The sequence below is a fragment of the Photobacterium sp. MCCC 1A19761 genome, from assembly GCF_037389125.1.
Classification (GTDB): Bacteria; Pseudomonadota; Gammaproteobacteria; order Enterobacterales; family Vibrionaceae; genus Photobacterium.
The window spans coordinates 1-26,300 of record NZ_JAZGTF010000039.1 but is presented as its reverse complement, the minus strand read 5'-3'; the positions used below and the strand labels follow the sequence as shown (position 1 = coordinate 26,300).

At 52.8% G+C, this 26,300-nt stretch carries 22 protein-coding genes and 5 tRNA genes; 6 read left to right on the top strand and 21 right to left on the bottom strand.

Annotation, left to right across the window (positions count from 1 at the left end; genetic code table 11):
* Positions 1 to 49 precede the first annotated feature (49 nt).
* Both VV869_RS22355 and VV869_RS22350 read left to right on the top strand, forming a co-directional pair.
* Positions 50 to 961: a D-2-hydroxyacid dehydrogenase gene (locus tag VV869_RS22355; protein ID WP_337737153.1), complete on the top strand. Its 912-nt coding sequence runs from the start codon at positions 50 to 52 to the stop codon at positions 959 to 961.
* 29 nt (positions 962 to 990) lie between these two features.
* On the top strand, positions 991 to 1,587 hold the full coding sequence (locus VV869_RS22350) for a uracil-DNA glycosylase family protein (RefSeq protein ID WP_337737152.1): 597 nt from the start codon (positions 991 to 993) through the stop codon (positions 1,585 to 1,587).
* A gap of 117 nt (positions 1,588 to 1,704) precedes the next feature.
* Here VV869_RS22350 and hemE read toward each other — a convergent pair whose 3' ends face one another.
* The 4 genes from hemE to nudC form a co-directional block, all read right to left on the bottom strand.
* Complete coding sequence (gene hemE / locus VV869_RS22345) at positions 1,705 to 2,772, bottom strand: uroporphyrinogen decarboxylase (protein ID WP_337737151.1); 1,068 nt, start codon at positions 2,770 to 2,772, stop codon at positions 1,705 to 1,707.
* A gap of 377 nt (positions 2,773 to 3,149) precedes the next feature.
* Positions 3,150 to 3,917: a hypothetical protein gene (locus VV869_RS22340; protein ID WP_337737150.1), complete on the bottom strand. Its 768-nt coding sequence runs from the start codon at positions 3,915 to 3,917 to the stop codon at positions 3,150 to 3,152.
* Complete coding sequence (locus tag VV869_RS22335) at positions 3,917 to 4,405, bottom strand: hypothetical protein (RefSeq protein ID WP_337737149.1); 489 nt, start codon at positions 4,403 to 4,405, stop codon at positions 3,917 to 3,919. The genes VV869_RS22340 and VV869_RS22335 overlap by 1 nt, the downstream gene beginning before the upstream one ends.
* 139 nt (positions 4,406 to 4,544) lie before the next feature.
* A complete protein-coding gene (gene nudC, locus VV869_RS22330; protein ID WP_337737148.1) occupies positions 4,545 to 5,303 on the bottom strand; it encodes an NAD(+) diphosphatase in 759 nt (252 codons plus the stop codon).
* A 149-nt stretch (positions 5,304 to 5,452) separates the two neighbouring features.
* Between nudC and rsd the strand changes: the two genes are divergently transcribed.
* Entirely contained in the window at positions 5,453 to 5,935 is a 483-nt protein-coding gene (gene rsd, locus VV869_RS22325) for a sigma D regulator (RefSeq protein ID WP_337737147.1), read from the top strand.
* A gap of 265 nt (positions 5,936 to 6,200) precedes the next feature.
* On the opposite strand, the gene rpoC is transcribed toward rsd, so the two are convergent.
* The 16 genes from rpoC to murB form a co-directional block, all read right to left on the bottom strand.
* Positions 6,201 to 10,418 carry a DNA-directed RNA polymerase subunit beta' gene (rpoC, locus tag VV869_RS22320; protein WP_337737146.1) on the bottom strand — a complete coding sequence of 1,406 codons (4,218 nt, stop codon included), beginning with the start codon at positions 10,416 to 10,418 and terminating at the stop codon, positions 6,201 to 6,203.
* 100 nt (positions 10,419 to 10,518) lie between these two features.
* The gene (rpoB, locus tag VV869_RS22315) at positions 10,519 to 14,544 is read right to left on the bottom strand and encodes a DNA-directed RNA polymerase subunit beta (protein WP_337737145.1); all 4,026 of its coding nucleotides are present in this window, start codon (positions 14,542 to 14,544) and stop codon (positions 10,519 to 10,521) included.
* 223 nt (positions 14,545 to 14,767) lie between these two features.
* The gene (gene rplL / locus VV869_RS22310; RefSeq protein ID WP_337737144.1) at positions 14,768 to 15,136 is read right to left on the bottom strand and encodes a 50S ribosomal protein L7/L12; all 369 of its coding nucleotides are present in this window, start codon (positions 15,134 to 15,136) and stop codon (positions 14,768 to 14,770) included.
* A gap of 61 nt (positions 15,137 to 15,197) precedes the next feature.
* Positions 15,198 to 15,692, bottom strand: a complete 495-nt coding sequence (gene rplJ / locus VV869_RS22305; protein WP_337737143.1) for a 50S ribosomal protein L10 — start codon at positions 15,690 to 15,692, stop codon at positions 15,198 to 15,200.
* Between the two features lie 258 nt (positions 15,693 to 15,950).
* Positions 15,951 to 16,655: a 50S ribosomal protein L1 gene (rplA, locus tag VV869_RS22300; protein WP_337737142.1), complete on the bottom strand. Its 705-nt coding sequence runs from the start codon at positions 16,653 to 16,655 to the stop codon at positions 15,951 to 15,953.
* A gap of 4 nt (positions 16,656 to 16,659) precedes the next feature.
* A complete protein-coding gene (gene rplK / locus VV869_RS22295; protein WP_047885295.1) occupies positions 16,660 to 17,088 on the bottom strand; it encodes a 50S ribosomal protein L11 in 429 nt (142 codons plus the stop codon).
* A 121-nt stretch (positions 17,089 to 17,209) separates the two neighbouring features.
* Positions 17,210 to 17,755: a transcription termination/antitermination protein NusG gene (gene nusG, locus VV869_RS22290; protein WP_261601197.1), complete on the bottom strand. Its 546-nt coding sequence runs from the start codon at positions 17,753 to 17,755 to the stop codon at positions 17,210 to 17,212.
* Positions 17,756 to 17,766: 11 nt separating this feature from the next.
* The gene (secE, locus tag VV869_RS22285) at positions 17,767 to 18,144 is read right to left on the bottom strand and encodes a preprotein translocase subunit SecE (RefSeq protein WP_255388827.1); all 378 of its coding nucleotides are present in this window, start codon (positions 18,142 to 18,144) and stop codon (positions 17,767 to 17,769) included.
* A gap of 216 nt (positions 18,145 to 18,360) precedes the next feature.
* Entirely contained in the window at positions 18,361 to 19,545 is a 1,185-nt protein-coding gene (gene tuf / locus VV869_RS22280) for an elongation factor Tu (RefSeq protein ID WP_337737141.1), read from the bottom strand.
* A 102-nt stretch (positions 19,546 to 19,647) separates the two neighbouring features.
* Positions 19,648 to 19,723: transfer RNA gene (locus VV869_RS22275), tRNA-Thr, on the bottom strand.
* 12 nt (positions 19,724 to 19,735) lie between these two features.
* A tRNA-Gly gene (locus VV869_RS22270) sits at positions 19,736 to 19,810 on the bottom strand.
* Between the two features lie 38 nt (positions 19,811 to 19,848).
* Positions 19,849 to 19,933: transfer RNA gene (locus tag VV869_RS22265), tRNA-Tyr, on the bottom strand.
* A gap of 36 nt (positions 19,934 to 19,969) precedes the next feature.
* Positions 19,970 to 20,045 (bottom strand) — tRNA-Thr (locus VV869_RS22260).
* Positions 20,046 to 20,141: 96 nt separating this feature from the next.
* Positions 20,142 to 20,873 (bottom strand): type III pantothenate kinase, encoded by a 732-nt coding sequence (locus VV869_RS22255; RefSeq protein WP_337737140.1) that lies wholly within the window; start codon positions 20,871 to 20,873, stop codon positions 20,142 to 20,144.
* A complete protein-coding gene (gene birA / locus VV869_RS22250) occupies positions 20,873 to 21,835 on the bottom strand; it encodes a bifunctional biotin--[acetyl-CoA-carboxylase] ligase/biotin operon repressor BirA (protein WP_337737139.1) in 963 nt (320 codons plus the stop codon). The genes VV869_RS22255 and birA overlap by 1 nt, the downstream gene beginning before the upstream one ends.
* On the bottom strand, positions 21,832 to 22,872 hold the full coding sequence (gene murB, locus VV869_RS22245) for a UDP-N-acetylmuramate dehydrogenase (RefSeq protein ID WP_337737138.1): 1,041 nt from the start codon (positions 22,870 to 22,872) through the stop codon (positions 21,832 to 21,834). Before murB ends, birA begins: the two co-directional genes overlap by 4 nt.
* 75 nt (positions 22,873 to 22,947) lie before the next feature.
* On the opposite strand from murB, the gene VV869_RS22240 reads away from it, so the two are divergent.
* The 3 genes from VV869_RS22240 to VV869_RS22230 all read left to right on the top strand — a co-directional run bounded on the left by VV869_RS22240 (position 22,948) and on the right by VV869_RS22230 (position 25,489).
* A complete protein-coding gene (locus VV869_RS22240; RefSeq protein WP_337737137.1) occupies positions 22,948 to 23,421 on the top strand; it encodes a GNAT family N-acetyltransferase in 474 nt (157 codons plus the stop codon).
* A 77-nt stretch (positions 23,422 to 23,498) separates the two neighbouring features.
* The gene (gene pssA, locus VV869_RS22235) at positions 23,499 to 24,848 is read left to right on the top strand and encodes a CDP-diacylglycerol--serine O-phosphatidyltransferase (protein WP_337737136.1); all 1,350 of its coding nucleotides are present in this window, start codon (positions 23,499 to 23,501) and stop codon (positions 24,846 to 24,848) included.
* Between the two features lie 11 nt (positions 24,849 to 24,859).
* Positions 24,860 to 25,489 (top strand): nicotinamidase, encoded by a 630-nt coding sequence (locus VV869_RS22230; RefSeq protein ID WP_337737135.1) that lies wholly within the window; start codon positions 24,860 to 24,862, stop codon positions 25,487 to 25,489.
* Between the two features lie 688 nt (positions 25,490 to 26,177).
* Here the strand turns inward: VV869_RS22230 and VV869_RS22225 are convergent.
* Positions 26,178 to 26,254, bottom strand: a tRNA-Asp gene (locus tag VV869_RS22225).
* Positions 26,255 to 26,300 lie beyond the last annotated feature (46 nt).

The window sequence follows — 26,300 nt, the reverse complement described above, 5'->3', positions numbered from 1 at the left end:
TTTGGTTGGGATATTACTTGATTCGCCGCGTCGGAAAAAGGAAAAAGGAATGCACAAGGTACTAATCCTCTCGAAACAGCAGCCCCGCTATCACCAACTCCTCAGCGTGGCAGCGCTGCCCGGGCTCCGTTTCACCGACGTCCCGGATGAGGCCGAGATTGTCCTGGCTGACCCGCCGCTGGCAGCTTCAGCACTCGCTGATTTACCTGCGCTGTGTTGGATGCAGTCGACCTTTGCCGGGATCGACGCCCTGATGCAACCCGGCCTGCGCCAGGACTATCAGCTCACCAATATCCGCGACTATTTCGGACCGCTAATCGCCGAATATGTGCTGGGCTATACCCTGGACTATACCCGCCACCTGAGCCAGTACCGCCGGCAACAACGCCGCGGCCAGTGGCATCCCCTGCCCTACACGTCGCTGGCTGCGCGCACGCTGGTCGTCCTCGGGACCGGCTCGATCGGCACCCACCTGGCCGGGGTCGCGAAAGCCATGGGGATGAGCGTGATTGGCGTCAACCGCAGCGGACGTGCCGAACCGACGCACTTTGACCGGATCTACCCGCTCACGCAACTGACCGACGCGCTGGCGCTGGCCGATGTCCTGGTCTCTACCCTGCCGGCAACGCCGCAGACCGATCTGCTGCTCAACCGTGACAGCCTGAGCCATTGTCGTGATACGCTCGTATTTAACGTTGGACGTGGCAATAGCCTCTGCGAAACCGGCTTACTGGCCGCAATTGAGGCCGGGCAGGTCGCCCATGCTTTTCTGGATGTATTCAACCTGGAGCCGCTGGCACCACAACATCCGTTCTGGCAGCACCCACAGATCACCATCACCCCGCATATTGCCGCCGAAAGCTTCCCCGAGCAGGTGTTCGAGACATTCCGGGACAACTATCTGCGCTATACCCAACAGCAGCCGCTGCGCAATCTGATCAGCTTTGAGCACGGCTACTAACCTCCACCGGAGCAAACCAGGGAGTCCCCATGGCATCGCAACAACTTGATAACCTGCTGGATCAAATACGCCGCTGCGAGATCTGCAAGGATCATCTCCCGCTCGGCCCACGCCCGGTGATCCAGGCCGCGAGCAGCGCCAGGCTGATGATTGTCGGCCAGGCGCCGGGAACCCGCGTCCATGCCACCGGGATCCCCTGGAACGATCCGAGCGGTGATCGGCTGCGCACCTGGCTGGCCCTGGATCGGGAGACCTTCTACGATCCCCGGCAAATCGCCATCATGCCGATGGGGCTGTGCTATCCGGGCAAGGGAAAATCCGGTGACCTGCCGCCGCGGCCGGAATGCGCGCCGCAGTGGCACCCGCAGGTGTGGCCGCTGCTGCCGGCAATCGGGATGACCCTGCTGGTCGGCCAGTATGCCCAGCAGCGCTACCTCCCGGACAAGCCCAAAACCCTGACCGAGACCGTCAGATCCTGGCGTCAATGGGCGCCGCGTTATATCCCGATGCCCCACCCCTCGCCGCGCAACACGCTGTGGCTGAAGAAAAACCCGTGGTTTGAAGCCGAAGTGGTGCCCTATATCCGCGAATACGTCCACCAGCATCTGGGGATTGCCGAGGGATAATCCCGAAAAGAAAAAGCCCACACCGGCGACGGCGTGGGCTTTTCAATCTTCTCTGTCAATCAGAGCACGATGACTCAGTCCTGCTGCGATGAAGGCCAGCAGTGAAGTGTCGATATGTTATTTGTGGTACGGCTTGGACAACTCGTGGACCGCCTCAACAAAGACCCCGGCATTTTCCGGCGGCACGTCCAGGTGGATCCCGTGGCCCAGGTTGAACACATGGCCGGTACCGCCATGGCCGAAACCTTCCAGGATCGTCGCCACTTCCTGACGAATGCGCTCTGGCTGGGCGTACAGCATGGATGGATCCATGTTGCCCTGCAGCGCCACTTTGTCGCCGACACGACGCTTGGCATCCGCGATATTGATGGTCCAGTCCAGGCCCACCGCATCACAACCCGTCGCTGCGATCTGCTCCAGCCACATACCGCCGTTCTTGGTAAACAGGGTGACCGGGACACGGCGACCGTCGTTTTCACGGATCAGACCATCGACAATCTTGTGCATGTAGCGCAGGGAAAACTCGTTGTAATCACGCGGGGTCAGCACGCCACCCCAGGTATCGAATACCATGACCGACTGGGCACCAGCCTTGATCTGGGCATTCAGGTACTCGGTGACGCTATCAGCCAGCTTATCCAGCAGGGCATGCAGCGTCGTCGGCTCGGCGTACATCATCTTCTTGATCTTGGTGAACGCTTTCGAGCTGCCACCTTCGACCATGTAAGTCGCCAGCGTCCATGGGCTTCCCGAGAAACCAATCAACGGTACTTCGCCTTGCAGATCTTTGCGGATCTGGCGCACAGCATTCATCACATACTGCAGCTCGCCTTCCGGATCCGGCAGGCCAATCTTGTCGACATCCGCCTTGCAGGTGATCGGACGCTCAAATTTCGGTCCTTCACCGGCTTCGAAGTACAGCCCCAGGCCCATGGCATCCGGAATGGTCAGGATATCTGAAAACAGAATGGCAGCATCCAGCGGAAAACGGCGCAGCGGTTGTAGCGTGACTTCACTGGCCAGCTCGGCATTTTTACAGAGGGACATAAAGTCGCCGGCCACACTCCGGGTTGCACGGTATTCTGGCAGATAACGGCCTGCCTGGCGCATCATCCATACCGGTGTGCAATCGACCGGCTGCTTCAGCAGCGCACGTAGGTAGCGGTCATTCTTTAATTCGCTCATTCGGGACTCCCTGGGTAAATTCTGCGGCGTATTGTAACACTCCGGGTCGGCAACAAAAGAGCCCGATTGTTAAGCAGATCATGTTTATCACAACAATCCGGCCACCGGGTTTGCGGCCCGACACGTCACCGTGGTACAAAATCTGCGCGCTAGCAACAATAACAATGATATTGCTCGTCAAAGAGCACGATAACTGCACCTTACCCCTCCCTACGGAGGGTTTTTTTATGCCCAAAACGGGCCAATGATGGCACAGGCCCGAGGATGGCCACACTCGGCAAAGCACCCTGCCGGCAAAATGCCGCAGCCCCAGGATCAAGGAAGGAGGCTCACGCCTCCTTTGTCCTGACCTAACGGCGTCGACCGCCTTGCGCGCGTTAGCCCGCAATCAGCTCGCAGACTTTTTTCGTGATCCCGGAGACATACCCCTGAGCCAGGTAAGAGGGACACAGGGCTTCCTGCACTTCGGAGGAATGCTTCAGGTATCCATCAGCCCCCGTCAGTTTATGATCCCGGCAGTGTTGGGTCGCGACCGCCAACGCCGCCTGATAGTGCTGGTGTTTGGGCAACGCCAAGGTCTCCAGCACGCCTTTCGCCACATCCGCCTCTTGACAGTAAGCGGCATTTCGCTGCACGGCTGGCGCGAAGAACGGGACCGATGCGGTCGATGAAACCTGCTTCAGCGCCCGTTGCCCCTGCTGGAACAGCATATCCGCCGGTGCCGAGAAATGCGTCAAGGTTTGAGCATATTCATGGGTACAGGCCGCATTCCCGTAGCGATAACACGGCGCGTAATATTGCTCAGCCTGCGCCAGGTAAATCGCGGTAAACTCGCCATTATTCACCAACTGCGGATACTGCAGCGTCAAGCCTTTGCCGACCCCGACAACATCTTCAAGGCTCACCGTGGCCGTCAGCGATTTCAGAAATGCCACCCCGGCCTGATCAACCAGTGCCTGCCAGGTCACTCCCCGCTCTGCCGGACTAACATCCTGCAAATGCGTGATCACCTCGGTCCAGGCCTGCTGCCGAGCCAGTTGCTGGAGCTCATCGAGCGAGTAGACCTGCGGCTCTGCCTGAGCGGTGGCCGCCACAAGCGTCAAGCTGATAGCCGCGGCCCGGATACCAGGTGTCATGCGTCCCATCAGCCCCATGCATCCTGCAGTAGCTTCGCAAACTTACTATTGTAGGTCCCGTTTCCATTGAGTTTGATATTCAACTCAGTCCCATCCGGAGACAGGCTAAAGCTGGTATCACGCTCGGTGATTTTGCTTTGACCGGTGAAATTCAGTTTCTTCAGTTTGCTGAATTCTGCTTTATACAGCTCGGCATGATCAATCTTGGTACACAGCTCCACCATATCGTCATAGATGTTGTTGACCTGACCGCCAACCCAGCCCGCCACGTTGACCGGATCCACGCGCGCTTCCTGGTAGTCATACCCGGACCAGGCTTGCCAGTCGATGCTGGCTTTCAGCTCGGCATTCCCGCACTCTTGCTGGACCCGGGCGACCTCGCTTTCAATCACATCCTGGGACACCAGTTGCTTGGCTTTTACCTTGAGCCCGGCAGCGTTGGCGCCGCCCACCAGCGACATAGAGCATAAAATCAGAGCAATGTGACGGTATTTCATAGCTTCCTCAATTCGTATCACCGAACAAAATTATGGTCGCTGTTGTATATGATTCTGCCGGGCACATCTACCGCTAAGCACGCTTAATAGTGAGAATAGGAAGCAACCTCGAGGTGTTATGAAATTGACCGTTTTAACATCACATGAGTTCCAGAGTCGCCTCGATCAACGTCCGGGCAATAGTGCCGGGAGGCGCCACAGGGGGCATGTTATCCGCCCTGGCCCAAATCGCATCACTGAGCTCGGTATAGTCGGGTTTGAGTTCGCCACCGGCATAGTCGGCCAGAAATCCCATCATCAGGTTGGACGGAAACGCCCAGGGCTGGCTGGCGACATAACGAATATTGGTCACGTCAATACCGGTTTCTTCTTTCACCTCGCGTGCAACGCACTGCTCCAGGGTTTCACCGGCTTCAACAAATCCGGCGATCACTGTGTACATACCGGTTTTATGGCGCGGATGCTGCGCCAGCAAAATCTGATCATCTTTTCGGACCGCGACAATCACGCAGGGAGACAAACGCGGATAGTGATGAGTCCGGCAAGCCGGACAAGCCATCGCCAGCTCGTGGACTGCCAGGTGGCAGCGCTCCCCACAGGTCGCACAAAATGCCTGGCTGCTGAGCATATGCGACAGCTGTGTCGCCTTGCCGGCGAGATTAAATAATTCCCCGTCGAGATGCAGTAATTCCCTCTGGGAGTAGAAATTTGCTTCGCAATCGCTTTCCGTCACTTCCAGCCAATACACCGGCTTTTCGTGATAATGACCAATCAAGCGGGCCTGATCACTCGAAAATCCTAACTGTTCAGGTGTTAACAGAGGAAGTGTTTGATTTTCTAAATATAACTGGCGATCTTTCACGACACACCAATACGCGACATCTTGAGTATTTAACATCAATGTTACATCCATCCTTGCAGGGTTTGATTTTTACTGGCAATCTAAACTTATCAACGGATGCGATCCGTCAGACAAGGGTCTCTTTTTAAAGTGATTCAATTGTAGTTTTGTCAGTATTGATACTGGCCGATCATGAGGGCATGGTCATGCTAAGTAAATTCGAGCAAGTTCAAAAACAGTGGGGCGGCACCAGCGATGTCATTGATCACTGGCTGATGTCCAGGCAACAACTCCTGATTGATTATTGCAAGCTTGCCGGGCTTCCCCCCTTCGAGAAAAATCAACGCCAACTCCCCACCGCAGCGCAGCTACAACTGTTCAGCCAGCAATTGGTCGATTACATCTCCGAAGGTCATTTCAAAATTTATGATATGGTCATGGCTCGCTGGAATGCCACCGGTTATTCACCCACCGAAGAAATTTCAAAACTCTACTCGCAAATCACGCACACCACAGATCCACTGCTCAATTTTGCCGACCGCTACTGCGACATCGCAGAAGAAGACGAGCTGCCGGATTTTGACACCGATCTGTCTGTGACAGGTGAGCTGATCGAGTCACGGTTTGAACTGGAAGACGAGTTAATTGAGCTGATTAGCGAAAGTCTGGCCTGCCCGCCCGGCGCCTGATCGCCCCAGCAAAACCTGTCCTCCACCAGCCTGATACGCATATCGGGCTGGGTGGTCTGACGCCAAAAATCCAGTCGAGCCATCAGCATATCCCGCCGTAACGTGCCCCTTCTCTGAATCACGTCAATACGAAACCTCTGCCATCCCTATCCTGTTTCGCTGACCCCCATCTTCGATGAACGCCCCTCTGGGGTACCGACAATAAAAAAGGGTACCCGAAGGTACCCTTTTTAATCAATGTTCAATCAATGCGATAAACGAGAGATTAATGCTCGTCGTTCAGACCGGCATTCAGCAGTGCAGCCAGATCTTGCGAAGCTTGCTCCGCATCAACCTGAGGTGCGACTGGCTCAAGCTCTGCATCACGTTGGCGCTGACGCTGCTGATGGTACGCGAAACCGGTACCGGCAGGGATCAGACGACCCACGATAACGTTCTCTTTCAGACCACGCAGTTCATCACGCTTACCAGAAACCGCAGCTTCGGTCAGTACGCGAGTCGTTTCCTGGAACGACGCCGCAGAGATGAACGACTCAGTCGCCAGAGACGCTTTGGTGATACCCAGCAGATCACGCTCGTAAGTTGCTGGTAGTTTACCTTCAGCTTCCAGCTTACGGTTCGCAATGGTCACGCGAGAGTATTCCAGCTGCTCACCTGGCAGGAACTCAGAATCACCAGAAGTCACGATCGTAACCTTACGCAGCATCTGACGAACGATAGTCTCAATGTGCTTATCGTTAATCTTAACGCCCTGAAGACGGTAAACTTCCTGAACCTCGTTCACGATATAGTCAGCAACGGCGTTCACGCCACGCAGACGCAGGATATCGTGCGGTGCCTCTGGACCATCGGCGATCACATCACCTTTCTCGACCTTCTCACCTTCGAATACGTTCAGCTGGCGCCACTTCGGTACCATCTCTTCGTAGATGTTCCCTTCAGCAGGGGTGATGATCAGACGACGCTTACCTTTGGTCTCTTTACCGAACGATACCGTACCGGTAATTTCAGCCAGGATTGCAGGCTCTTTCGGCTTACGCGCTTCGAACAGGTCGGCAACGCGTGGCAGACCACCGGTGATATCTCTTGTACCGCCAGATGCCTGAGGAATACGTGCCAGCGTATCACCGATACCAACTTCTGCACCGTCTTCCAGCTGGATAATTGCTTTACCCGGCAGGAAGTACTGTGCAGGCATTTCGGTACCTGCGATCATCACGCCATTGCCGTTCTCGTCAAGCAGCTTGATGGTCGGACGCATGTCTTTACCCGCACCGGTACGCTCTGCAGCATCCAGTACCGTGATCATCGACAGACCAGTCAGCTCATCCGTCTGACGAGAAACAGTCACACCGTCGATCAGGTCAACGAACTGAACACGACCTGCCACTTCAGTGATGATTGGCATGGTGTGTGGGTCCCAGTTGGCAACCACTTCACCGGCATTCACATGCTCGCCGTCACCTTTAGTCAGGTGAGAACCGTATGGCAGCTTGTAGTTCTCTTTCGTACGGCCGAACTCATCAATGATGGTCATTTCAGACGCACGAGAGGTGATCACCAGCTTACCTTCGTTGTTCACAACGAACTTGGCATTTTGCAGTTTCAGAGAACCGTTGTTCTTCACCTGAATGCTGTTTTCAGCCGCAGCTGCAGATGCCGCACCACCGATGTGGAACGTACGCATCGTCAGCTGAGTACCCGGTTCACCGATAGACTGTGCAGCAACAACACCGACCGCTTCACCTTGGTTCACCAGGTGACCACGGGCCAGGTCGCGGCCGTAACAGTTACGACAACAACCGAAGTCATTTTCACAGCTAACAACAGAACGTACTTTCACCTGGTCAACAGAGTTTTCTTCCAGGATGTCACACCACTTCTCATCCAGCAGTGTGTTACGTGGCGCAAGAACTTCTTCCGTTCCTGGCTTCAGTATGTCTTCAGCAGCCACACGACCCAGTACACGCTCACGCAGTGGCTCTTTAACATCACCACCTTCGATCAGCGCCATCATGTTGATACCTTCGTGGGTACCACAGTCATCAGACGTGATCACCACGTCTTGCGCAACGTCTACCAGACGACGAGTCAGGTAACCGGAGTTCGCAGTCTTCAGTGCGGTATCCGCCAGACCCTTACGAGCACCGTGGGTTGAGATGAAGTACTGCAGTACGTTCAGACCTTCACGGAAGTTCGCGGTGATTGGCGTTTCGATGATCGAGCCATCCGGCTTGGCCATCAGACCACGCATACCAGCCAGCTGACGGATCTGAGCGGCAGAACCACGCGCACCCGAGTCGGCCATCATGTATACGCTGTTGAACGATTTCTGTTGCTCTTCTTCGCCATCGCGGTTGATAACTGTGTCGAAAGACAGGTTATCCATCATCGCCTTGGCAACCTGCTCGTTGGCAGTGGCCCAGATATCGATCACTTTGTTGTAACGCTCACCAGCGGTCACCAGACCAGACTGGAACTGCTCTTGGATCTCGGCAACTTCAGCTTCGGCTTCTGCGATCTTGGTGTATTTCGCTTCTGGTACAACCATGTCGTCGATACCAACAGACACACCAGACAGAGCTGCGTACGCGAAACCGGTGTACATGATTTGGTCCGCAAAGATAACGGTCTCTTTCATGCCCAGTTCACGGTAACAGGTGTTCAGCAACTTAGAGATTTGCTTCTTACCCAGCGCTTCGGTATTGACCAGGCTGTACGGCAGACCTTTCGGTACGATTTGCCACAGCATCGCACGACCAACCGTGGTATCAACCAGCTGAGTGTTAGCAACCAGGTTACCCTGCTCGTCTTTCACGTGCTCAGTGATACGCACTTTCACACGGGAGTGCAGTTCAGCGTTGCCGGTACGGTAGGCTTTTTCAGCTTCTGCCGAACCCGCCAGGTACATACCTTCACCCTTCGCGTTGATTTTCTCACGCGTCATGTAGTACAGACCCAGTACAACGTCCTGAGAAGGTACGATGATTGGATCACCAGACGCTGGCGACAGGATGTTGTTGGTCGACATCATCAGCGCACGCGCTTCAAGCTGTGCTTCCAGGGTCAGCGGAACGTGTACCGCCATCTGGTCACCATCGAAGTCGGCGTTATAGGCCGCACACACCAGTGGGTGCAGCTGGATCGCTTTACCTTCGATCAGCACAGGTTCAAATGCCTGGATACCCAAACGGTGCAGGGTTGGTGCACGGTTCAGCATCACCGGGTGTTCGCGAATCACTTCGTCCAGGATATCCCAAACAATCGCTTCTTCGCGCTCGACCATTTTCTTGGCAGCTTTGATGGTTGTGGCCAGGCCACGCGTTTCCAGCTTGCCGTAGATGAATGGCTTAAACAGCTCCAGTGCCATCTTCTTCGGAAGACCACACTGATGCAGACGCAGGTATGGACCTACGGTGATTACAGAACGGCCAGAGTAGTCAACACGCTTACCCAGCAGGTTCTGACGGAAACGACCTTGCTTACCTTTGATCATGTCAGCCAAAGATTTCAGAGGACGCTTGTTCGAACCTGTGATCGCGCGGCCACGACGACCGTTATCCAGCAATGCATCAACAGACTCCTGAAGCATACGCTTTTCGTTACGTACGATAATATCAGGAGCAGCCAGATCCAGCAGGCGCTTCAGACGGTTGTTACGGTTGATCACGCGACGGTACAGATCGTTCAGATCTGACGTTGCGAAACGACCACCATCCAGCGGAACCAGCGGACGTAGATCCGGCGGCAGAACTGGCAGAACAGACAGGATCATCCACTCAGGGTTGTTACCTGACTGCAGGAATGCTTCGACCAGCTTCACACGCTTGGTCAGTTTCTTACGCTTGGTTTCAGAGTTGGTTTCTTCCAGCTCTTCACGCATCAGTTCGATTTCAGCATTCAGGTCCATGTTGCCCAGCAATGCTTTCACCGCTTCGGCGCCCATTTTCGCGTCGAATTCGTCGCCCCACTCTTCCAGCGCGTCCAGGTACTGCTCTTCGCTCAGCAGCTGGCTACGCTCAAGGTTGGTCATGCCTGGTTCAATCACGACGTAAGATTCGAAGTACAGTACACGTTCGATATCACGCAGTGGCATGTCCATCAGCAGGCCGATACGGGACGGCAGTGACTTCAGGAACCAGATGTGGGCAACCGGAGAAGCCAGCTCGATGTGACCCATACGCTCACGGCGTACTTTGGTCTGCGTAACTTCTACACCACATTTTTCACAGATCACACCACGGTGCTTCAGGCGTTTGTATTTACCACAAAGACACTCGTAGTCTTTTACCGGGCCAAAGATACGTGCACAGAAAAGACCGTCACGCTCAGGCTTAAAGGTACGGTAGTTGATGGTTTCTGGCTTTTTCACTTCACCAAACGACCATGAACGAATCATGTCTGGTGACGCAAGACCGATTTTGATCGCATCAAATTCTTCAGTCTTGTGTTGTGCTTTCAGAAACTTAAGTAAGTCTTTCACATTCGGCTCCTGTGAGGAGTTGACCCATAAAGGCGCCAGTTGGCTGGCGCCTTCATATTTATACCGGTTTAACTAATAAGTATAGGTAACCAACCTAGGCTTATTCGTCTTCCAGCTCGATGTTGATACCCAACGAGCGGATCTCTTTCAACAATACGTTGAACGATTCCGGCATACCTGGTTCCATACGATGGTCGCCATCGACGATGTTCTTATACATCTTCGTACGGCCGTTCACGTCATCCGACTTAACAGTTAGCATTTCCTGCAGGGTGTATGCTGCGCCGTATGCTTCCAGCGCCCACACTTCCATCTCACCGAAACGCTGACCACCGAACTGTGCTTTACCACCCAGCGGCTGCTGAGTAACCAAGCTGTAAGAACCGGTAGAACGGGCGTGCATCTTGTCATCAACCAAGTGGTTCAGTTTCAGCATGTACATGTAACCTACGGTTACCGGACGCTCAAACTTGTCACCAGTACGGCCATCAAACAACGTCAGCTGACCAGACTCAGGCAGATCACCCAGCTTCAGCAGCTCTTTGATCGAGGACTCAGGCGCACCATCAAAGACTGGTGTCGCGATCGGCAGACCGCCACGCAGGTTCTCAACCAGAGTGCGAACTTCATCGTCTGACAGGGCAGCAATATCGACGTTCTGGCGTGTATCACCCAGATCGTAAACTTTCTGCAGGAACTCACGGAACTTGTGTAGTTCTTGCTGCTGCTTCAGCATCTCGTTGATCTTGTCACCGATACCTTTCGCTGCCAGACCCAGGTGGGTCTCCAGGATCTGACCGATGTTCATACGAGACGGTACACCCAGTGGGTTCAGAACGATATCAACCGTCTGGCCCTTCTCGTCGTACGGCATGTCTTCAACAGGGTTGATCTTCGAGATTACACCCTTGTTACCGTGACGACCGGCCATCTTATCACCCGGCTGAATGCGACGTTTCACGGCCAGATAAACCTTAACGATCTTCAGAACGCCCGGCGCCAGATCATCACCTTGGGTGATCTTGCGACGCTTGGTTTCGAACTTCTTATCGAATTCGGCTTTCAGCTCGTCGTACTGCTCGGCCAGCTGCTCCAGCTGGTTCTGCTGGTCTTCGTCGTCCAGCGTCTGTGCGAACAGTTTCTCGCGATCCATCGACAGCAGTTTGTCTTCGCTGTAACCGGCTGCCAGCAGCAGGGTGCGAACACGTGCCAGAAGGCCACCCTCAAGGATTTGGAATTCCTCGGTGATGTCTTTCTTCGCTTCTTTGAGCTGCATCTCTTCGATTTCAAGCGCACGCTTGTCTTTCTCCACGCCATCGCGGGTAAAGACTTGAACGTCGATAATCGTACCAGAGACAGAGTTCGGCACACGCAGAGAAGAGTCTTTTACATCAGACGCTTTCTCACCGAAGATCGCACGCAGTAGCTTCTCTTCCGGCGTCAGCTGAGTTTCACCTTTTGGTGTCACCTTACCAACCAGGATGTCGCCGCCTTTGACTTCAGCACCGATGTAAACGATACCTGACTCATCCAGCTTCGATAGCGCTGCTTCACCCACGTTCGGGATATCGGCAGTGATTTCTTCCGCACCCAGCTTGGTATCACGCGCCACACAAGACAGCTCTTGAATGTGGATTGTGGTCAGGCGATCTTCCTGGACCACGCGCTCAGAAACCAAGATGGAGTCTTCGAAGTTGTAACCGTTCCAAGGCATGAACGCGATGCGCATGTTCTGGCCCAGTGCCAGCTCACCCAGGTCCGTTGACGGGCCGTCAGCCAGGACGTCGCCACGAGCAACCGGCTCACCCGGCATCACAGTTGGACGCTGGTTGATACAGGTGTTCTGGTTCGAACGGGTGTACTTGGTCAGGTTGTAGATGTCGATACCGGCTTCGCCTGGTACCAGCTCGTCTTCGTTAACTTTAATAACGATACGAGAAGCATCTACGGACTGAACCATACCGCCACGTTTGGCTACGGCAGTTACACCGGAGTCAACCGCTACGTTACGCTCGATGCCGGTACCGACCAGCGGCTTGTCAGCGCGTAGCGTTGGTACGGCCTGACGTTGCATGTTCGCACCCATCAGGGCACGGTTCGCATCATCGTGTTCCAGGAATGGGATCAGAGATGCCGCCACCGATACAACCTGGTTGGTTGCAACGTCCATGTACTGGACATGGTCACGTGGGTGCAGACCTGATTCACCTTTCTGGCGAGCCGTGATCAGTTCGTCAGCGAAAGAGCCGTCTTCGTTCAGCACGGCGTTGGCCTGTGCGATAACGTAGTGACCTTCCTCGATGGCAGACAGGTAATCAATTTCTTCAGTTACCTTGCCGTCGATCACTTTACGGTATGGGGTTTCCAGGAAACCGTAAGCATTACACTGTGCAAACGCAGACAGTGAGTTGATCAGACCGATGTTCGGACCTTCAGGCGTTTCGATAGGACACAGGCGACCGTAGTGGGTTGCGTGAACGTCTCGAACCTCAAAGCCAGCACGCTCACGTGTCAGACCACCTGGACCAAGCGCCGAGATACGACGTTTGTGAGTCACTTCTGACAGTGGGTTGTTCTGATCCATAAACTGAGACAGCTGAGAAGAGCCGAAGAACTCTTTCACTGCCGCAGAAATCGGCTTGGCATTGATCAGATCCTGAGGCATGACAGCATCCAGATCGCCCAGGCTCAGACGCTCTTTCACCGCACGCTCAACACGGACCAGGCCAACACGGAATTGGTTTTCCGCCATCTCGCCCACAGAGCGGATACGACGGTTGCCCAGGTGGTCGATATCATCGACTTCACCTTTACCGTTACGGATGTCGATCAGCTTACGCATCACTTCGATAATATCGTCGTGATCCAGTGTACCGGCACCCGTGCCTTCTTCACGGTTCAGTGAGCTGTTGAACTTCATCCGGCCAACCGCAGACAGATCGTAACGATCTTCGCTGAAGAACAGGCTTTCAAACAGCTGCTCTGCCGCTTCGCGTGTCGGTGGCTCGCCCGGACGCATCATGCGGTAGATCTCAACCAGTGCGCTCAGACGGTCAGTGGTGCTGTCGACACGCAGGGTTTCTGACATGTATGGACCGAAGTCCAGGTCATTGGTAAACAGCACTTCCAGTGACTTGTGACCAGCTTGTGACAGCAGTGCCAGCGTCTCCAGGCTCAGTTCCTGGTTCGCAGCAGCGATCAGCTCGCCTGTCTCTTCGTTCACGTAGTCACGAGAAGCGATTTTGCCAACGATATATTCAACCGGCACTTCGATGTGATCGATGCCGTCTTTGCCCAGCTGGCGAATATGGCGAGCCGTAATACGGCGGCCTTTTTCCACGTAAACGGTGCCGTTGGCTTCGATGTCAAAGCTGGCAGTTTCACCACGCAAACGCTCTGGGATCAGTTCCATCACCAGAGATTTACCCTGAACTTCGAACTTCACTTTTTCGAAGAACATGTCCAGGATCTGCTCGGTGGTGTAACCTAGTGCACGCAGAATGATTGATGCTGGTAGCTTACGACGACGGTCGATACGTACGAATACGTTATCCTTAGGATCAAATTCGAAATCCAACCATGAGCCACGGTAAGGGATGACGCGTGCATTGTAGAGCACTTTACCTGAGGAGTGGGTTTTACCCTTATCGCTGTCGAAGAAGACACCCGGGCTACGGTGCAGCTGGGATACGATAACCCTCTCGGTACCGTTAATAACGAATGTACCGTTATCTGTCATGAGCGGAATTTCGCCCATGTAAACTTCTTGTTCTTTGATGTCTTTAACTGTGCCAGCAGGTGCGTCTTTATCGTACATCACCAGACGCAGCTTCACGCGCAGCGGCGCAGAGTAAGTGACGCCACGAATCTGACATTCTTTAACATCGAAGACCGGCTCACCGAGACGATAGCTAACGTATTGCAGCTCGGAATTGCCGTTATAGCTCTGAATTGGGAAAACAGAACGAAAGGCAGCTTCTAGACCGTAATGCCCTTCCGGATCCTGCTCGATGAACTTGTCAAAAGACTCAAGCTGGATCGACAGCAAGTAAGGTACATCCAATACTTGTGGACGCTTACCAAAATCCTTACGGATACGCTTTTTCTCGGTATAAGAGTAAACCATAGGTTCCTCAGATCGCTGATAAGTGATCCAAACTACCTCGACTATGAGGCAGTGACTAATAACACTGTTTATTGTAGGTTCAGCACTCTTTTGAATACTGTTTTTTGCACAGGCCGTGGTCGCAAAACAATGTGAAAAACACCACTACCCTACAGCGCAAAAAGGCCGGTGGCTATTTAGCCACCAGCCGTTAGCCTTTCCAGGCTAAGAAATTAAGTAATTATTACTTAACTTCAACAGAAGCACCAGCTTCTTCTAGTTGAGCTTTCAGAGCTTCAGCTTCTTCTTTAGAAATAGCTTCTTTCAGAGGAGCTGGAGCGCCGTCAACCAGTGCTTTCGCTTCTTTCAGGCCCAGGCCAGTTGCGCCACGTACTGCTTTGATAACAGCAACTTTGTTACCGCCAGCAGAAGTCAGGATTACGTCGAATTCAGTTTGCTCTTCAGCAGCTTCACCAGCTGCTGCGCCGCCTGCTACAACTGCAGCTGCAGCAGTAACACCGAATTTCTCTTCCATAGCTTCGATCAGCTCAACAACTTGCATTACAGACATTTCTGCAACTGCGTCTAGGATTTGCTCGTTAGTGATAGACATAACAATTCTCTTTTAAAGTCAACAATTAGTTTAAATAGCAACCAGATGATAGCAAGGGCAATTAAGCCGCAGCTTCTTCTTTCTGATCGCGAATAGCTGCGATAGTACGGACCAGCTTGCCAGCAGACGCTTCTTTCATGCACATCATCAGGCGTGCAATCGCTTCGTCGTATGTTGGTAGAGTCGCTAGTACTTCAACGTCAGCAACAGCGCCTTCGAATGCAGCTGCTTTGATCTCAAAATCTTTGTTCTCTTTCGCGAAGTCTTTAAACAGACGCGCTGCAGCACCTGGGTGCTCAGTAGAGAAACCGATCAGAGAAGGACCAACGAAAGTGTCTTTCAGACACTCAAAGTCAGTACCTTCTACAGCACGACGTGCCAGGGTGTTACGAACAACTTTCAGGTAAACGCCGTTTTCACGAGCTTGTTTACGCAGAGAAGTCATCGCACCCACAGCAACGCCGCGTGAGTCAGCAACAACTGCAGACAGGGCACCATTGGCAGCTTCGTTGACTTCAGCAACAATTGCTTTTTTGTCTTGAAGGTTCAATGCCATTGGATTTGCTCCTGGATTTTAGCCGGGTTAACCCCGAACAGTACACCACTCACTGCCACGATGACAGGAGAGTTAATACGGCGCAGATCCAAGAAAGACTTACATCAATCATGTTCTGGCACCGTCTACGTAGGTATTATTAAGTCGAACCTTTCAGTCACGACGCCTACGGTCTTTGACGGAGGCCGTTATTTACACAACAGCCTCAGCCATGAATTCGGAAGCGCGAATTATACACGAATTACGCGCTTCTGCAAATTACTGTGCGTTAGCGTCCAGAGAGTTCTGGTCTAGCGCTACACCTGCACCCATAGTGGTAGAGATGCTTACTTTCTTGATGAAAGTACCTTTCGCTGAAGAAGGCTTCGCTTTCTTCAGTGCAACCAGCAGAGACTCTAGGTTCTCTTTCAGTTGCGCAGCGTCGAAATCCACTTTACCGATAGTGGTGTGGATGATGCCGTTCTTGTCGTTACGGTAACGAACCTGACCAGCTTTCGCGTTCTTAACCGCTTCAGCAACGTTAGGCGTTACAGTACCAACTTTCGGGTTTGGCATCAGGCCACGTGGACCCAGGATCGTACCCAGCTGACCAACAACGCGCATTGCATCTGGAGATGCGATAACTACGTCGAAGTTCATTTCGCCTTTCTTAACCTGCTCAGCCAGATCTTCCATGCCAACCAGGTCAGCACCAGCTTCTTTAGCTGCTTCAGCGTTTGCACCCTGAGTGAATACCGCTACGCGGATGTCACGGCCAGTACCGTGTGGCAGTACAGTTGCGCCACGAACGTTCTGGTCAGATTTACGTGCATCGATGCCTAGGTTAACAGCAACGTCAACGCTTTCAGTGAATTTAGCAGTAGCCAGTTCTTTCAGCAGAGCAACAGCTTCGTTGATGTCGTACTCGCGAGAAGCATCTACTTTCTCACGGATTACGCGCATGCGCTTAGTTAGTTTTGCCATTGTCTTAACCCTCTACTACCAGACCCATTGAACGTGCAGTACCAGCAATCGAACGCTTCAGAGCTTCGATGTCAGCACCAGTCATGTCCGCAGCTTTTGTTTCTGCGATCTCTTGGATCTGAGCGTCAGTTACAGTACCAACTTTCTCAGTGTTCGGACGGCCAGAACCAGACTTGATACCAGCAGCTTTCTTCAGCAGAACTGCAGCCGGTGGCGTCTTAGTGATGAACGTGAATGAACGGTCGCTGTATACTGTGATAACAACTGGAGTCGGCAGACCTTTCTCTAGAGAGTCGGTCTTAGCGTTAAACGCTTTACAGAATTCCATGATGTTCACACCGTGCTGACCCAGAGCTGGACCAACTGGTGGACTTGGGTTTGCCATACCAGCTGCAACTTGCAGCTTGATGTAAGCTTCTACTTTTTTAGCCATTGCTATTTACCTAAATTTGGGTTCAAACGTCTATCTTGAAATAGACTCCCCGTCTAACGAAAGGGCGCGAAATTATAGTCAAATTTCACGCCCCTGACAAGCCGATCTGATTACTTATTGATCAAACTTTCTCAACCTGGCCAAACTCGAGTTCGACAGGTGTGGCACGGCCGAAGATAGAAACCGACACTTTCACGCGGCTCTTATCGTAGTCAACTTCTTCAACCACGCCATTAAAGTCGGCAAACGGACCGTCAGTAACACGGACAACTTCACCTGGTTCAAAGACCGTTTTATGCACCGGCGATTCGCTCGCCTGCTGCAGACGGTTCAGAATAGCATCCGCTTCTTTATCAGAGATAGGAGCCGGACGGTCGGAAGTACCGCCGATAAACCCCATTACACGAGGGATGCTACGCACCAGGTGCCAAGTTTCGTCGTTCATCACCATCTGGACCAGTACATAGCCCGGGAAGAACTTACGTTCACTTTTGCGGCGCTGGCCAGCACGCATCTCAACCACTTCCTCTGTCGGTACCAGCACCTCATCAAAGTAGTCTTCCATGCCATGCATTTTGATATGCTCACGGAGTGATTGTGCAACTCGGCCTTCAAAACCTGAAAAAGCCTGCACGACATACCATCGTTTTTTTGGAGCTTCGCTCATGAACTCTTACCTCACACACCGGTAACTAGGCGGACTAGACGGACCATGATGCCGTCAATACCCCACAAGGCTAACGCCATAATGACAGTGACAGCTAAAACGATAAAGGTTGTCTGCGTAGCTTCCTGACGAGTAGGCCATACTACCTTGCGGACTTCCATGCGCGATTCACGGGCGAACGTAATCGCGGTTTTACCTTTTGCCGTAAGTGCAGCAATACCACCAGCAGCCGCCACAAGGACAACTACCGCAGCAGCGCGGATCACTACGGAAACATCACTGTACAGGTAATTACCAACCACAGCGGCAGCTAGCAAAGCAAATACGACGACCCATTTCAGGCCATCCATACTGCTGGAGCTGCTTTGGTTTTCGGCATTCGCTTTCATACAACCAACCTGTAACTAGTCTCAATATAGACGAAAATAACCCCGCAAGTGCGAGGCCATAAATGAAGGAAAGCACTAAAGCTTTAATTACAATCAGAAAACTTCATATCAATGAACTGCTTTTCTGCGATTTAGACCAAAAAACAAGCAAGAAATTGTTCAAACGCAGAAAAAGGGCATCAAATGATGCCCTTTTTGGTACCTAGTCGTCAAATATTATTCAACGATCTTAGCTACAACACCAGCACCAACGGTACGGCCACCTTCACGGATTGCGAAGCGCAGACCTTCGTCCATCGCGATTGGCGCGATCAGAGTTACAGTCATGGATACGTTGTCGCCTGGCATTACCATCTCTACGCCTTCTGGCAGTTCGATGGTACCGGTCACGTCAGTAGTACGGAAGTAGAACTGTGGACGGTAGCCTTTGAAGAACGGCGTGTGACGGCCACCTTCGTCTTTCGACAGAACGTAAATTTCTGAAGTGAAAGTAGTGTGCGGAGTGATTGAACCTGGTTTAGCCAGAACCTGACCACGCTCAACTTCGTCACGCTTAGTACCACGCAGAAGAACACCAACGTTCTCACCAGCACGGCCTTCGTCCAGAAGCTTACGGAACATCTCAACGCCAGTACAAGTAGTCGTGATCGTCTCTTTGATACCAACGATTGCTACTTCGTCACCTACGCGAACGATACCTTGCTCAACACGACCAGTTACAACAGTACCACGGCCTTGGATTGAGAATACGTCTTCGATTGGCAGGATGAACGGCTTGTCGATTGCACGCTCTGGCTCTGGGATGTAAGAATCCAGTGCTTCAGCCAGCTCAACGATTTTCTCTTCCCACTGAGCTTCGCCATTCAGCGCGCCCAGAGCAGAACCCATGATTACTGGGCAGTCATCGCCTGGGAAGTCGTACTCAGACAGAAGTTCACGAACTTCCATCTCAACCAGCTCCAGCAGCTCTTCGTCATCAACCATGTCACATTTGTTCATGAACACGATGATGTAAGGGATACCAACCTGACGGCCTAGCAGGATGTGCTCACGAGTCTGTGGCATTGGGCCATCAGTAGCAGCAACAACCAGAATACCACCGTCCATCTGAGCAGCACCGGTGATCATGTTCTTAACGTAGTCGGCGTGTCCTGGGCAGTCTACGTGTGCGTAGTGGCGAGTAGGAGTATCGTACTCTACGTGAGAAGTAGAGATTGTGATACCACGCTCACGCTCTTCAGGCGCGTTATCGATAGATGCGAAGTCACGCGCAGCACCGCCGTATACTTTAGCCAGTACAGTACAGATAGCAGCAGTCAGAGTAGTTTTACCGTGGTCAACGTGGCCGATAGTACCAACGTTAACGTGCGGTTTAGTACGTTCAAATTTTTCTTTAGACATGGATAGTCCCTCTAGGCACGGTATTTGGTGGCATTACGACCACACAACCAATCATGGGTTTGTAGAGTATATATCAAAAGAATTGAAGCGACTTGAGGAGAGTGGTGCTGATAGGCGGATTTGAACCGCCGACCTCACCCTTACCAAGGGTGCGCTCTACCGACTGAGCTATATCAGCACACAAGAAGTGTGGAGCGGGCAGCGGGAATCGAACCCGCATCATCAGCTTGGAAGGCTGAGGTAATAGCCATTATACGATGCCCGCTAAACTCGTAACTCGTCAAGCTATCAATCATTTGAAAATGGTGGAGGGGGACGGATTCGAACCATCGAAGGCAGTGCCGGCAGATTTACAGTCTGCTCCCTTTGGCCACTCGGGAACCCCTCCAGATTTTTACTGCACTTTCACTCATTTAGGAGAAAGTGGTGCCGACTACCGGAATCGAACTGGTGACCTACTGATTACAAGTCAGTTGCTCTACCTACTGAGCTAAGTCGGCGTAAGTGCTGCGCATTCTAGAGAATGATGGCAACCCTTGCAATACCTTCAAGGCGATTTTTTTTAGTTTTTATCGCAAGCGGTGAAATTTTAGCCGTTAGCGACATTTAGCATACAACGCCAGGCCTTCCAGCACCAGATCCGAGCGGCGACGGTAAGCTTTCGCCCAGGAAACCGGCAGGTGACGGACGCCGCCCCCGCACAGGATCACTTCCGGCTCGGCTTTCAGTTTCTCGCGCGCCTGCCCGAGACCATACTCGATCAGCCCGACCAAGGCTGCCCGACAGCCGTTTTTCAGTCCGTCGGCGGTATTGTCGGCAAAAATGAGCTCGTCACCATGCTCATGGTCCGAGAACACCTTGGTGGTATTTTCCAATACCGATTTCATCATCAGCTGGTAACCCGGGGCGATCCAGCCGCCCAAGTGCTTGCCGTCTTCCGACAACACATCAAAGGTCAACGCAGTGCCGATATCGATAATCACCGTCGGCACTTTGAATTCCTGATGGATAGCCACCAGCGTTAGCCAGCGATCAACTCCGAGGTACTGATATTCGGCATAGGCATTTTTAACACCGAAGTCTTTGCGCAGGGTCTTAACCTGCATCACCGGAATATTCGCCAGCTGCGCGATGCGCTGGATCGAGTTATCCACCTCAACCGGCCCGACGCTGGCAAAGACGATCCTGTTAATTCCCTTATCTAACAGTGGCTCTAACACCATCTCCAGCTTACGGCTCGGGTAACGCCCCAATAACTCAAAGTCACCGTTATCAAATAACTGGGCAACTTTAACGTAGGTGTTACCCGCTTCGATTAGTAATTGCATTAACAACCTCTGAGGCTGATTTCTCCACCGATATAAGGCGTGATCCCCTGATCGGTTTCCAGTAATAGCGCGCCCTGACTATTGATCCCACGGGCAATTCCTTCTACCACGCGTTCACCGATCAACAATTTGACAGGGCGATTCAAAAAATTATCCAAACGATTCCAGCGTTCGACAAAGCCATCCAGTCCGACCTGCTCATACTGCTCCAGAGTCTGGTGCAAACGCTGAATCAAAGTGGCAGCCAGCAAATTACGCTCCGGCAACGCCGGACAGGCTTTCTCCAGCGTGGTCCAGGCCTGGCCGATTGCCGTACCTTCCTGCTCACGCATGGCCACATTTAACCCCATCCCGATCACCAGGTGCGCGGCCTCACCCGTCTGACCGGTCATCTCAATCAAGATACCCGCCAGTTTCTGATCCCGGTAATACAGATCATTGGGCCATTTGACCTTGACTTCATCCGCCCCCAGCGACTGCAGCGCTTCGGCAATAGCCACGCCAACTACGAGGCTCAACCCCATCGCCGCCGCCATGCCGGCATCTAACCGCCAGTACATCGACAGGTACAGATTACTGCCGAATGGCGATAACCACCGACGGCCGCGGCGACCGCGACCGGCCTCCTGATATTCCGCCAGGCAGATAGCGCCCTGGGGTAACTGACCGACTCTGTCCAGCATATATTGGTTGGTCGAATCAATCACGGGGATGAGATCCAGGCTCGGGCACTTTACCTGAGCCAGGATCTTATCGCAATTGAGCAAGTCCAATTTTGATACCAGGCTGTATCCTTTTCCCTGCACCCGGAAAATATCAAGCCCCCAGCTCTGCAATACTTTGATGTGTTTACTGATTGCGGCCCGGGAGATCCCCAGTTCCTGCCCCAGCGCCTCACCGGAGTGGAATTGGCCATCAGCCAACTGAGCGACTAAAGCCAAACGCGTGCCATGCTCTTTCATCGCAGAATCTCCTGTAAATCGGTCTCTTGTGCCGCCGCCATAAACCGAACTTCATGGACTAACCTCACGCCAAAGGTTTGCTGCACGACACTGACCACCTCCGCAGCCAGCGCCAACACATCACCCGCACACGCCCCGCCGGCATTCACCAGCACCAAGGCTTGCTGCTCATGAACTTTAGCCCCGCCGATCTGATGCCCTTTCAAGCCGCACTGATCGATCAACCAGCCTGCAGCCAGCTTGCATGAACCATCGCTCATCTCATAACTGGGCATCGTCGGGTATTGCGTCAGTAACTTATCCCGCAGCTCCCGGCTGACCACCGGGTTCTTAAAGAAGCTACCGGCATTCCCCAGCACAGCAGGATCAGGCAGCTTTTCCCGGCGGACACGGCACACTTCCTCGAAAATCTCTTTGGCGCTGACGGTACTGGCATCAAACTTCGCCAGCGGACCGTAGCTGATATTCGGTTGCCAGTCTTTCGAGAGCACAAAGCCGACCGCAGTGATCGCATGGGTCTCTTTCAGCTGATGTTTGAAAACAGAGTCGCGGTAGCCAAACTGACAGGCTTCCGCGGTTAAGCGGCTTTCCTTACCGGTGGCCAGCTCAACAATATCGACATACTGGCAGATATCTTTGAGCTCTACCCCATAGGCGCCGATATTCTGAATTGGTGACGAACCCACACACCCCGGGATCAATGCCAGATTCTCCAGCCCAGGCATATTGCGAGCAATGGTCTCGCACACCAGCTGGTGCCAGTCTTCCCCAGCCCCGACATGCAGATGATAGGCTGATGGCGTTTCCGTCACTGTGATTCCTACAATGCGGTTTAGTACAACCACCCCGGCGTAGTCTTCACAGAACAGTAAATTACTCCCCTGGCCGACAATCAGCTTGGGCATGGTTCGGTATTGCTCATCCTGCCAAATCGCCACCAGATCCGCCGTCGATTCTGCCACCAGAATCTGTTGCGCCTGGGTCTCAATCCCAAAGGTGTGAAAAGATGCCAGTGATCTTTCTTGCAAAACTTTCATGCCAATACCGAACCATACCTTTTATACTTGGACGCGCATTCTAACCGATTCATACCAACGACGCAGTGTTTTCCCATGAATAACCTTAGATTCCACCCCATAGAACCCCTCCGTTTTCCCCTGATTAATCGGCTCTATAAAACCTATTATCCGGCTGGAAAAGCAAAGAAGGACGAAACCATCTGGGTTGGAGAAGATACCAACGGTTTGATCTGCTGTGTCAGGTTCAAGCAATTTGAACACGAGCAACTCCTGACCGGCATGCTGGTTCACCCAGCGCACCGCGGTCAGGGTCTGGGACTGGCGCTATTGGCCGCGGCACGGAAGCAGCTCCATCACTTGCCCTGCTACTGCTTTGCTTTCCGTTATCTGGAGGGGCTCTATAGCGATGCCGGATTTCGTCTGATCGCCGATCACGATTTGCCCGAAGCCCTATCCAGTCGGATCAGACGCTACCGGCAAAGCGGGAAAGATCTCATTGCCATGCAATTTGATCCCCACTACATAAATTCCATGCCCCACGACGCAAGCCTTGAACGTCATGGATAGGATCGGGGAATTTTCTGATATAATTCCGCTCTAAACTAACAGATTTATCTTAAATAGATCGCGTAAACGAGGCGATAATGGATTCAGCTATTGCTCACAGGCAGCGCATTGATCAATTACCGTGTATTGCACACAACCCGGAAGATTTAGAAACACTGCTCGATGCGGGCTCGTTCCGGGAGCGTCTTCACCACGAAATTACCCATGCCACACAGCGCATTTATCTCGTCGCGCTTTACCTTCAGGATGATGAAGCCGGACGAGGCGTACTCACCGCACTCTATGAGGCGAAGCAGGCTAACCCCGACCTGGATATCAAGGTCCTGGTAGACTGGCACCGCGCACAAAGAGGATTGATCGGCGCTGAAAAATCCGATGGCAATGCTGCCCTGTATCGAGAGTTTGCCGAGAAATACGCGCACCAGATTGAAATATTAGGTGTGCCGGTTCGAAACCGCGAAGTGTTCGGTGTGCTTCACCTGAAAGGATTCGTCATTGATGACAAGGTGATTTACAGCGGCGCCAGCCTTAATGACGTCTATTTAGCGCAGCATAATCGCTACCGCTATGACCGCTATCATGTGATCCGAAACGCGCAGCTGGCCGACAGCATGGCGTCATTCATCACTGAAACCCTGGCTGAAAGCGATGCCGTAAACTGCTTGAGCCAGGCGGTCCGTCCGGATACCAAATCACTGAAAGGCGCAATCCGAACGCTGCGCGGGCAACTGCAACGCGCCAGCTATAGTTTTACGCCAGAGCAGATCGGCGACAATCAGGTCGGCCTGACGCCCCTCATCGGTCTCGGCAAGCGAAGAAACAAGTTAAACCAGCATATTTGCACTCTGATCGCCAGCGCCGAGAAAGAACTGACCATCTGTACCCCATATTTCAACTTCCCACGCATGATCAGCCGTGAAGTGAAACGGGCATTGCGACGCGGCGTGAAGGTCACCATTATTGTTGGTGATAAAACGGCTAATGATTTCTACATCCCGCCGAGCGAACCGTTTAGGACCATTGCGGGGCTGCCTTATCTGTACGAAATCAACCTGCGTAACTTTGCTAAGCACAACGAAGCCGCAATTGCCCGACGTCAGCTGGCTATCCATTTATGGAAGCATGACGACAACAGTTTCCACCTGAAAGGGGTCTGGGTCGATCGCCAATACATGCTGATCACCGGCAGCAACCTCAACCCACGCGCATGGAAACTGGATCTAGAGAATGCCATCCTGATCCGGGACAAAAACCAGCTTCTCGCAGACGAGAAGCAGAAAGAATTAGACTGTATTTTGCGCCATACTCAATTGGTAGGCAGTTATAAATTCATCGACAAAGTGGATTCGTATCCGCTTCCTGTGAAGAAGCTGATCAAACGGATCCGCCGCATCAAGGCCGATCATATTTTGAATCAGATCCTTTAAGGAAGAAGATCATGACTATCGCCGCAATAGACGTCGATCCGCAGCGGACATTCAGTCCGCTCTGTCCGGCGGAGCTCCCGGTCCCTGAAGGCGATCAAATCGCCGCGGCACTGAATGCTCAGGCCGAGTTTGCGGCCTTGCGAGTTCTCACCAAGGATGCCCACCCGGCCAATGCCGTTTGGGTCGTTGATAGTCATGACCAGATGCTCAAGCCTTTATCGCTGCCGAATGCAGATCTGACTTGGGTTGCGCACGCGGTTCCCGGTACCGACGGATTTAAAACGATCCCGGGACTGCCGGCTGTCACTGATTATGATCATGTTATCTGGAAAGGGATCGAGCCGGATCTCCACCCTTACGGTGCCTGCTATCATGATCTTCAGGAAAAACTCAGTACTGGGCTGATCGAATGGCTGATCGCCAAACAAGTATCAACCGTAATTATTGGTGGCTTAGCAACAGACTACTGTGTCAAAACAACGGCTTTACAGCTACAAGCCTGTCAGCAATTTAGAGTAATCGTGAACCTCGCGGCTTGCCGTGGCATTGACCCCGACACAACAGATAAGGCCTGCGCCGAAATGCAAGCTGCCGGGATCACAGTGGTGCCCAATCAGGAAGCCCTGCGCGCGAATCTGTAAACAAGCATCATCTATCACATCAAAGGCAGCCTCTTCAGGCTGCTTTTTTTATATCTAGGCTTCCCGAGTCGAACACAACATACCGGACCTGAGCATTTAGCCTGTCTTACTCACTCGACAACACATTCACCCGCGCTAAAGCCCTTCCCGTGATCTACCCAAGCGAATAAATCCTCAGCAATATACCCTATCTTCTAAGCTGCCCAGGCAGGCCCGCCTGCATTCATAGCGTATGACCAACCACACCATATAAGTCTTAAGGCTCCTCTATATATAGAAGGAACCAGCACACGCAGCCTAAGGCCTTAATAAGTGGCAAAACGGTCGTGTGGCAGCTTAGGGTAAGTGGTGTCGTGGCGCAGTAGCTGACAGCCAGTCCTGAAACCAAAAGGCAGTGGAGTTCTCGGGCACAAGAACCAAATAGCAATAAGCCCTGCTGTTTCCAACAGGACATATTAAAGAATGGCAGAGCGGCTGGGCCGGCACTCCGGCGGGACTCATTCGACCGCAGGGCGAACATTATCTTTAAACGTAAAAAAGCCCAAGCATTTCTGCTTGGGCTTAGTATAAGTGGCGGAGCGGACGGGAATCGATGGTCCGGCATTCCGGCTCGCGAAAAAGTGCGTAGCACTTTCGGGAGCGTAAAATGTAAAAAAGCCCGAATCATTCGACTCGGGCTTAGTAAAAGTGGCGGAGCGGACGGGACTCGAACCCGCGACCCCCGGCGTGACAGGCCGGTATTCTAACCAACTGAACTACCGCTCCACACGGTACCTAATCGAAGTCTTATTGTTGATGCTTCAATCAAGTT

Bases quoted from the DNA above. Each gene is read 5' to 3' on its own strand.
- nudC (WP_337737148.1), bottom strand. From the start codon at position 5,303: ATGTTAAATACTCAAGATGTCGCGTATTGGTGTGTCGTGAAAGATCGC.
- rplA (WP_337737142.1), bottom strand. From the start codon at position 16,655: ATGGCAAAACTAACTAAGCGCATGCGCGTAATCCGTGAGAAAGTAGAT.
- VV869_RS22240 (WP_337737137.1), top strand. From the start codon at position 22,948: ATGAATAACCTTAGATTCCACCCCATAGAACCCCTCCGTTTTCCCCTG.
- rplL (WP_337737144.1), bottom strand. From the start codon at position 15,136: ATGTCTATCACTAACGAGCAAATCCTAGACGCAGTTGCAGAAATGTCT.
- VV869_RS22350 (WP_337737152.1), top strand. From the start codon at position 991: ATGGCATCGCAACAACTTGATAACCTGCTGGATCAAATACGCCGCTGC.
- murB (WP_337737138.1), bottom strand. From the start codon at position 22,872: ATGAAAGTTTTGCAAGAAAGATCACTGGCATCTTTTCACACCTTTGGG.
- pssA (WP_337737136.1), top strand. From the start codon at position 23,499: ATGGATTCAGCTATTGCTCACAGGCAGCGCATTGATCAATTACCGTGT.
- rplK (WP_047885295.1), bottom strand. From the start codon at position 17,088: ATGGCTAAAAAAGTAGAAGCTTACATCAAGCTGCAAGTTGCAGCTGGT.
- secE (WP_255388827.1), bottom strand. From the start codon at position 18,144: ATGAAAGCGAATGCCGAAAACCAAAGCAGCTCCAGCAGTATGGATGGC.
- VV869_RS22230 (WP_337737135.1), top strand. From the start codon at position 24,860: ATGACTATCGCCGCAATAGACGTCGATCCGCAGCGGACATTCAGTCCG.
- tuf (WP_337737141.1), bottom strand. From the start codon at position 19,545: ATGTCTAAAGAAAAATTTGAACGTACTAAACCGCACGTTAACGTTGGT.
- rpoB (WP_337737145.1), bottom strand. From the start codon at position 14,544: ATGGTTTACTCTTATACCGAGAAAAAGCGTATCCGTAAGGATTTTGGT.
- VV869_RS22335 (WP_337737149.1), bottom strand. From the start codon at position 4,405: ATGAAATACCGTCACATTGCTCTGATTTTATGCTCTATGTCGCTGGTG.
- rplJ (WP_337737143.1), bottom strand. From the start codon at position 15,692: ATGGCATTGAACCTTCAAGACAAAAAAGCAATTGTTGCTGAAGTCAAC.
- VV869_RS22355 (WP_337737153.1), top strand. From the start codon at position 50: ATGCACAAGGTACTAATCCTCTCGAAACAGCAGCCCCGCTATCACCAA.
- VV869_RS22255 (WP_337737140.1), bottom strand. From the start codon at position 20,873: ATGCAATTACTAATCGAAGCGGGTAACACCTACGTTAAAGTTGCCCAG.
- rsd (WP_337737147.1), top strand. From the start codon at position 5,453: ATGCTAAGTAAATTCGAGCAAGTTCAAAAACAGTGGGGCGGCACCAGC.
- VV869_RS22340 (WP_337737150.1), bottom strand. From the start codon at position 3,917: ATGGGACGCATGACACCTGGTATCCGGGCCGCGGCTATCAGCTTGACG.
- nusG (WP_261601197.1), bottom strand. From the start codon at position 17,755: ATGAGCGAAGCTCCAAAAAAACGATGGTATGTCGTGCAGGCTTTTTCA.
- birA (WP_337737139.1), bottom strand. From the start codon at position 21,835: ATGAAAGAGCATGGCACGCGTTTGGCTTTAGTCGCTCAGTTGGCTGAT.
- hemE (WP_337737151.1), bottom strand. From the start codon at position 2,772: ATGAGCGAATTAAAGAATGACCGCTACCTACGTGCGCTGCTGAAGCAG.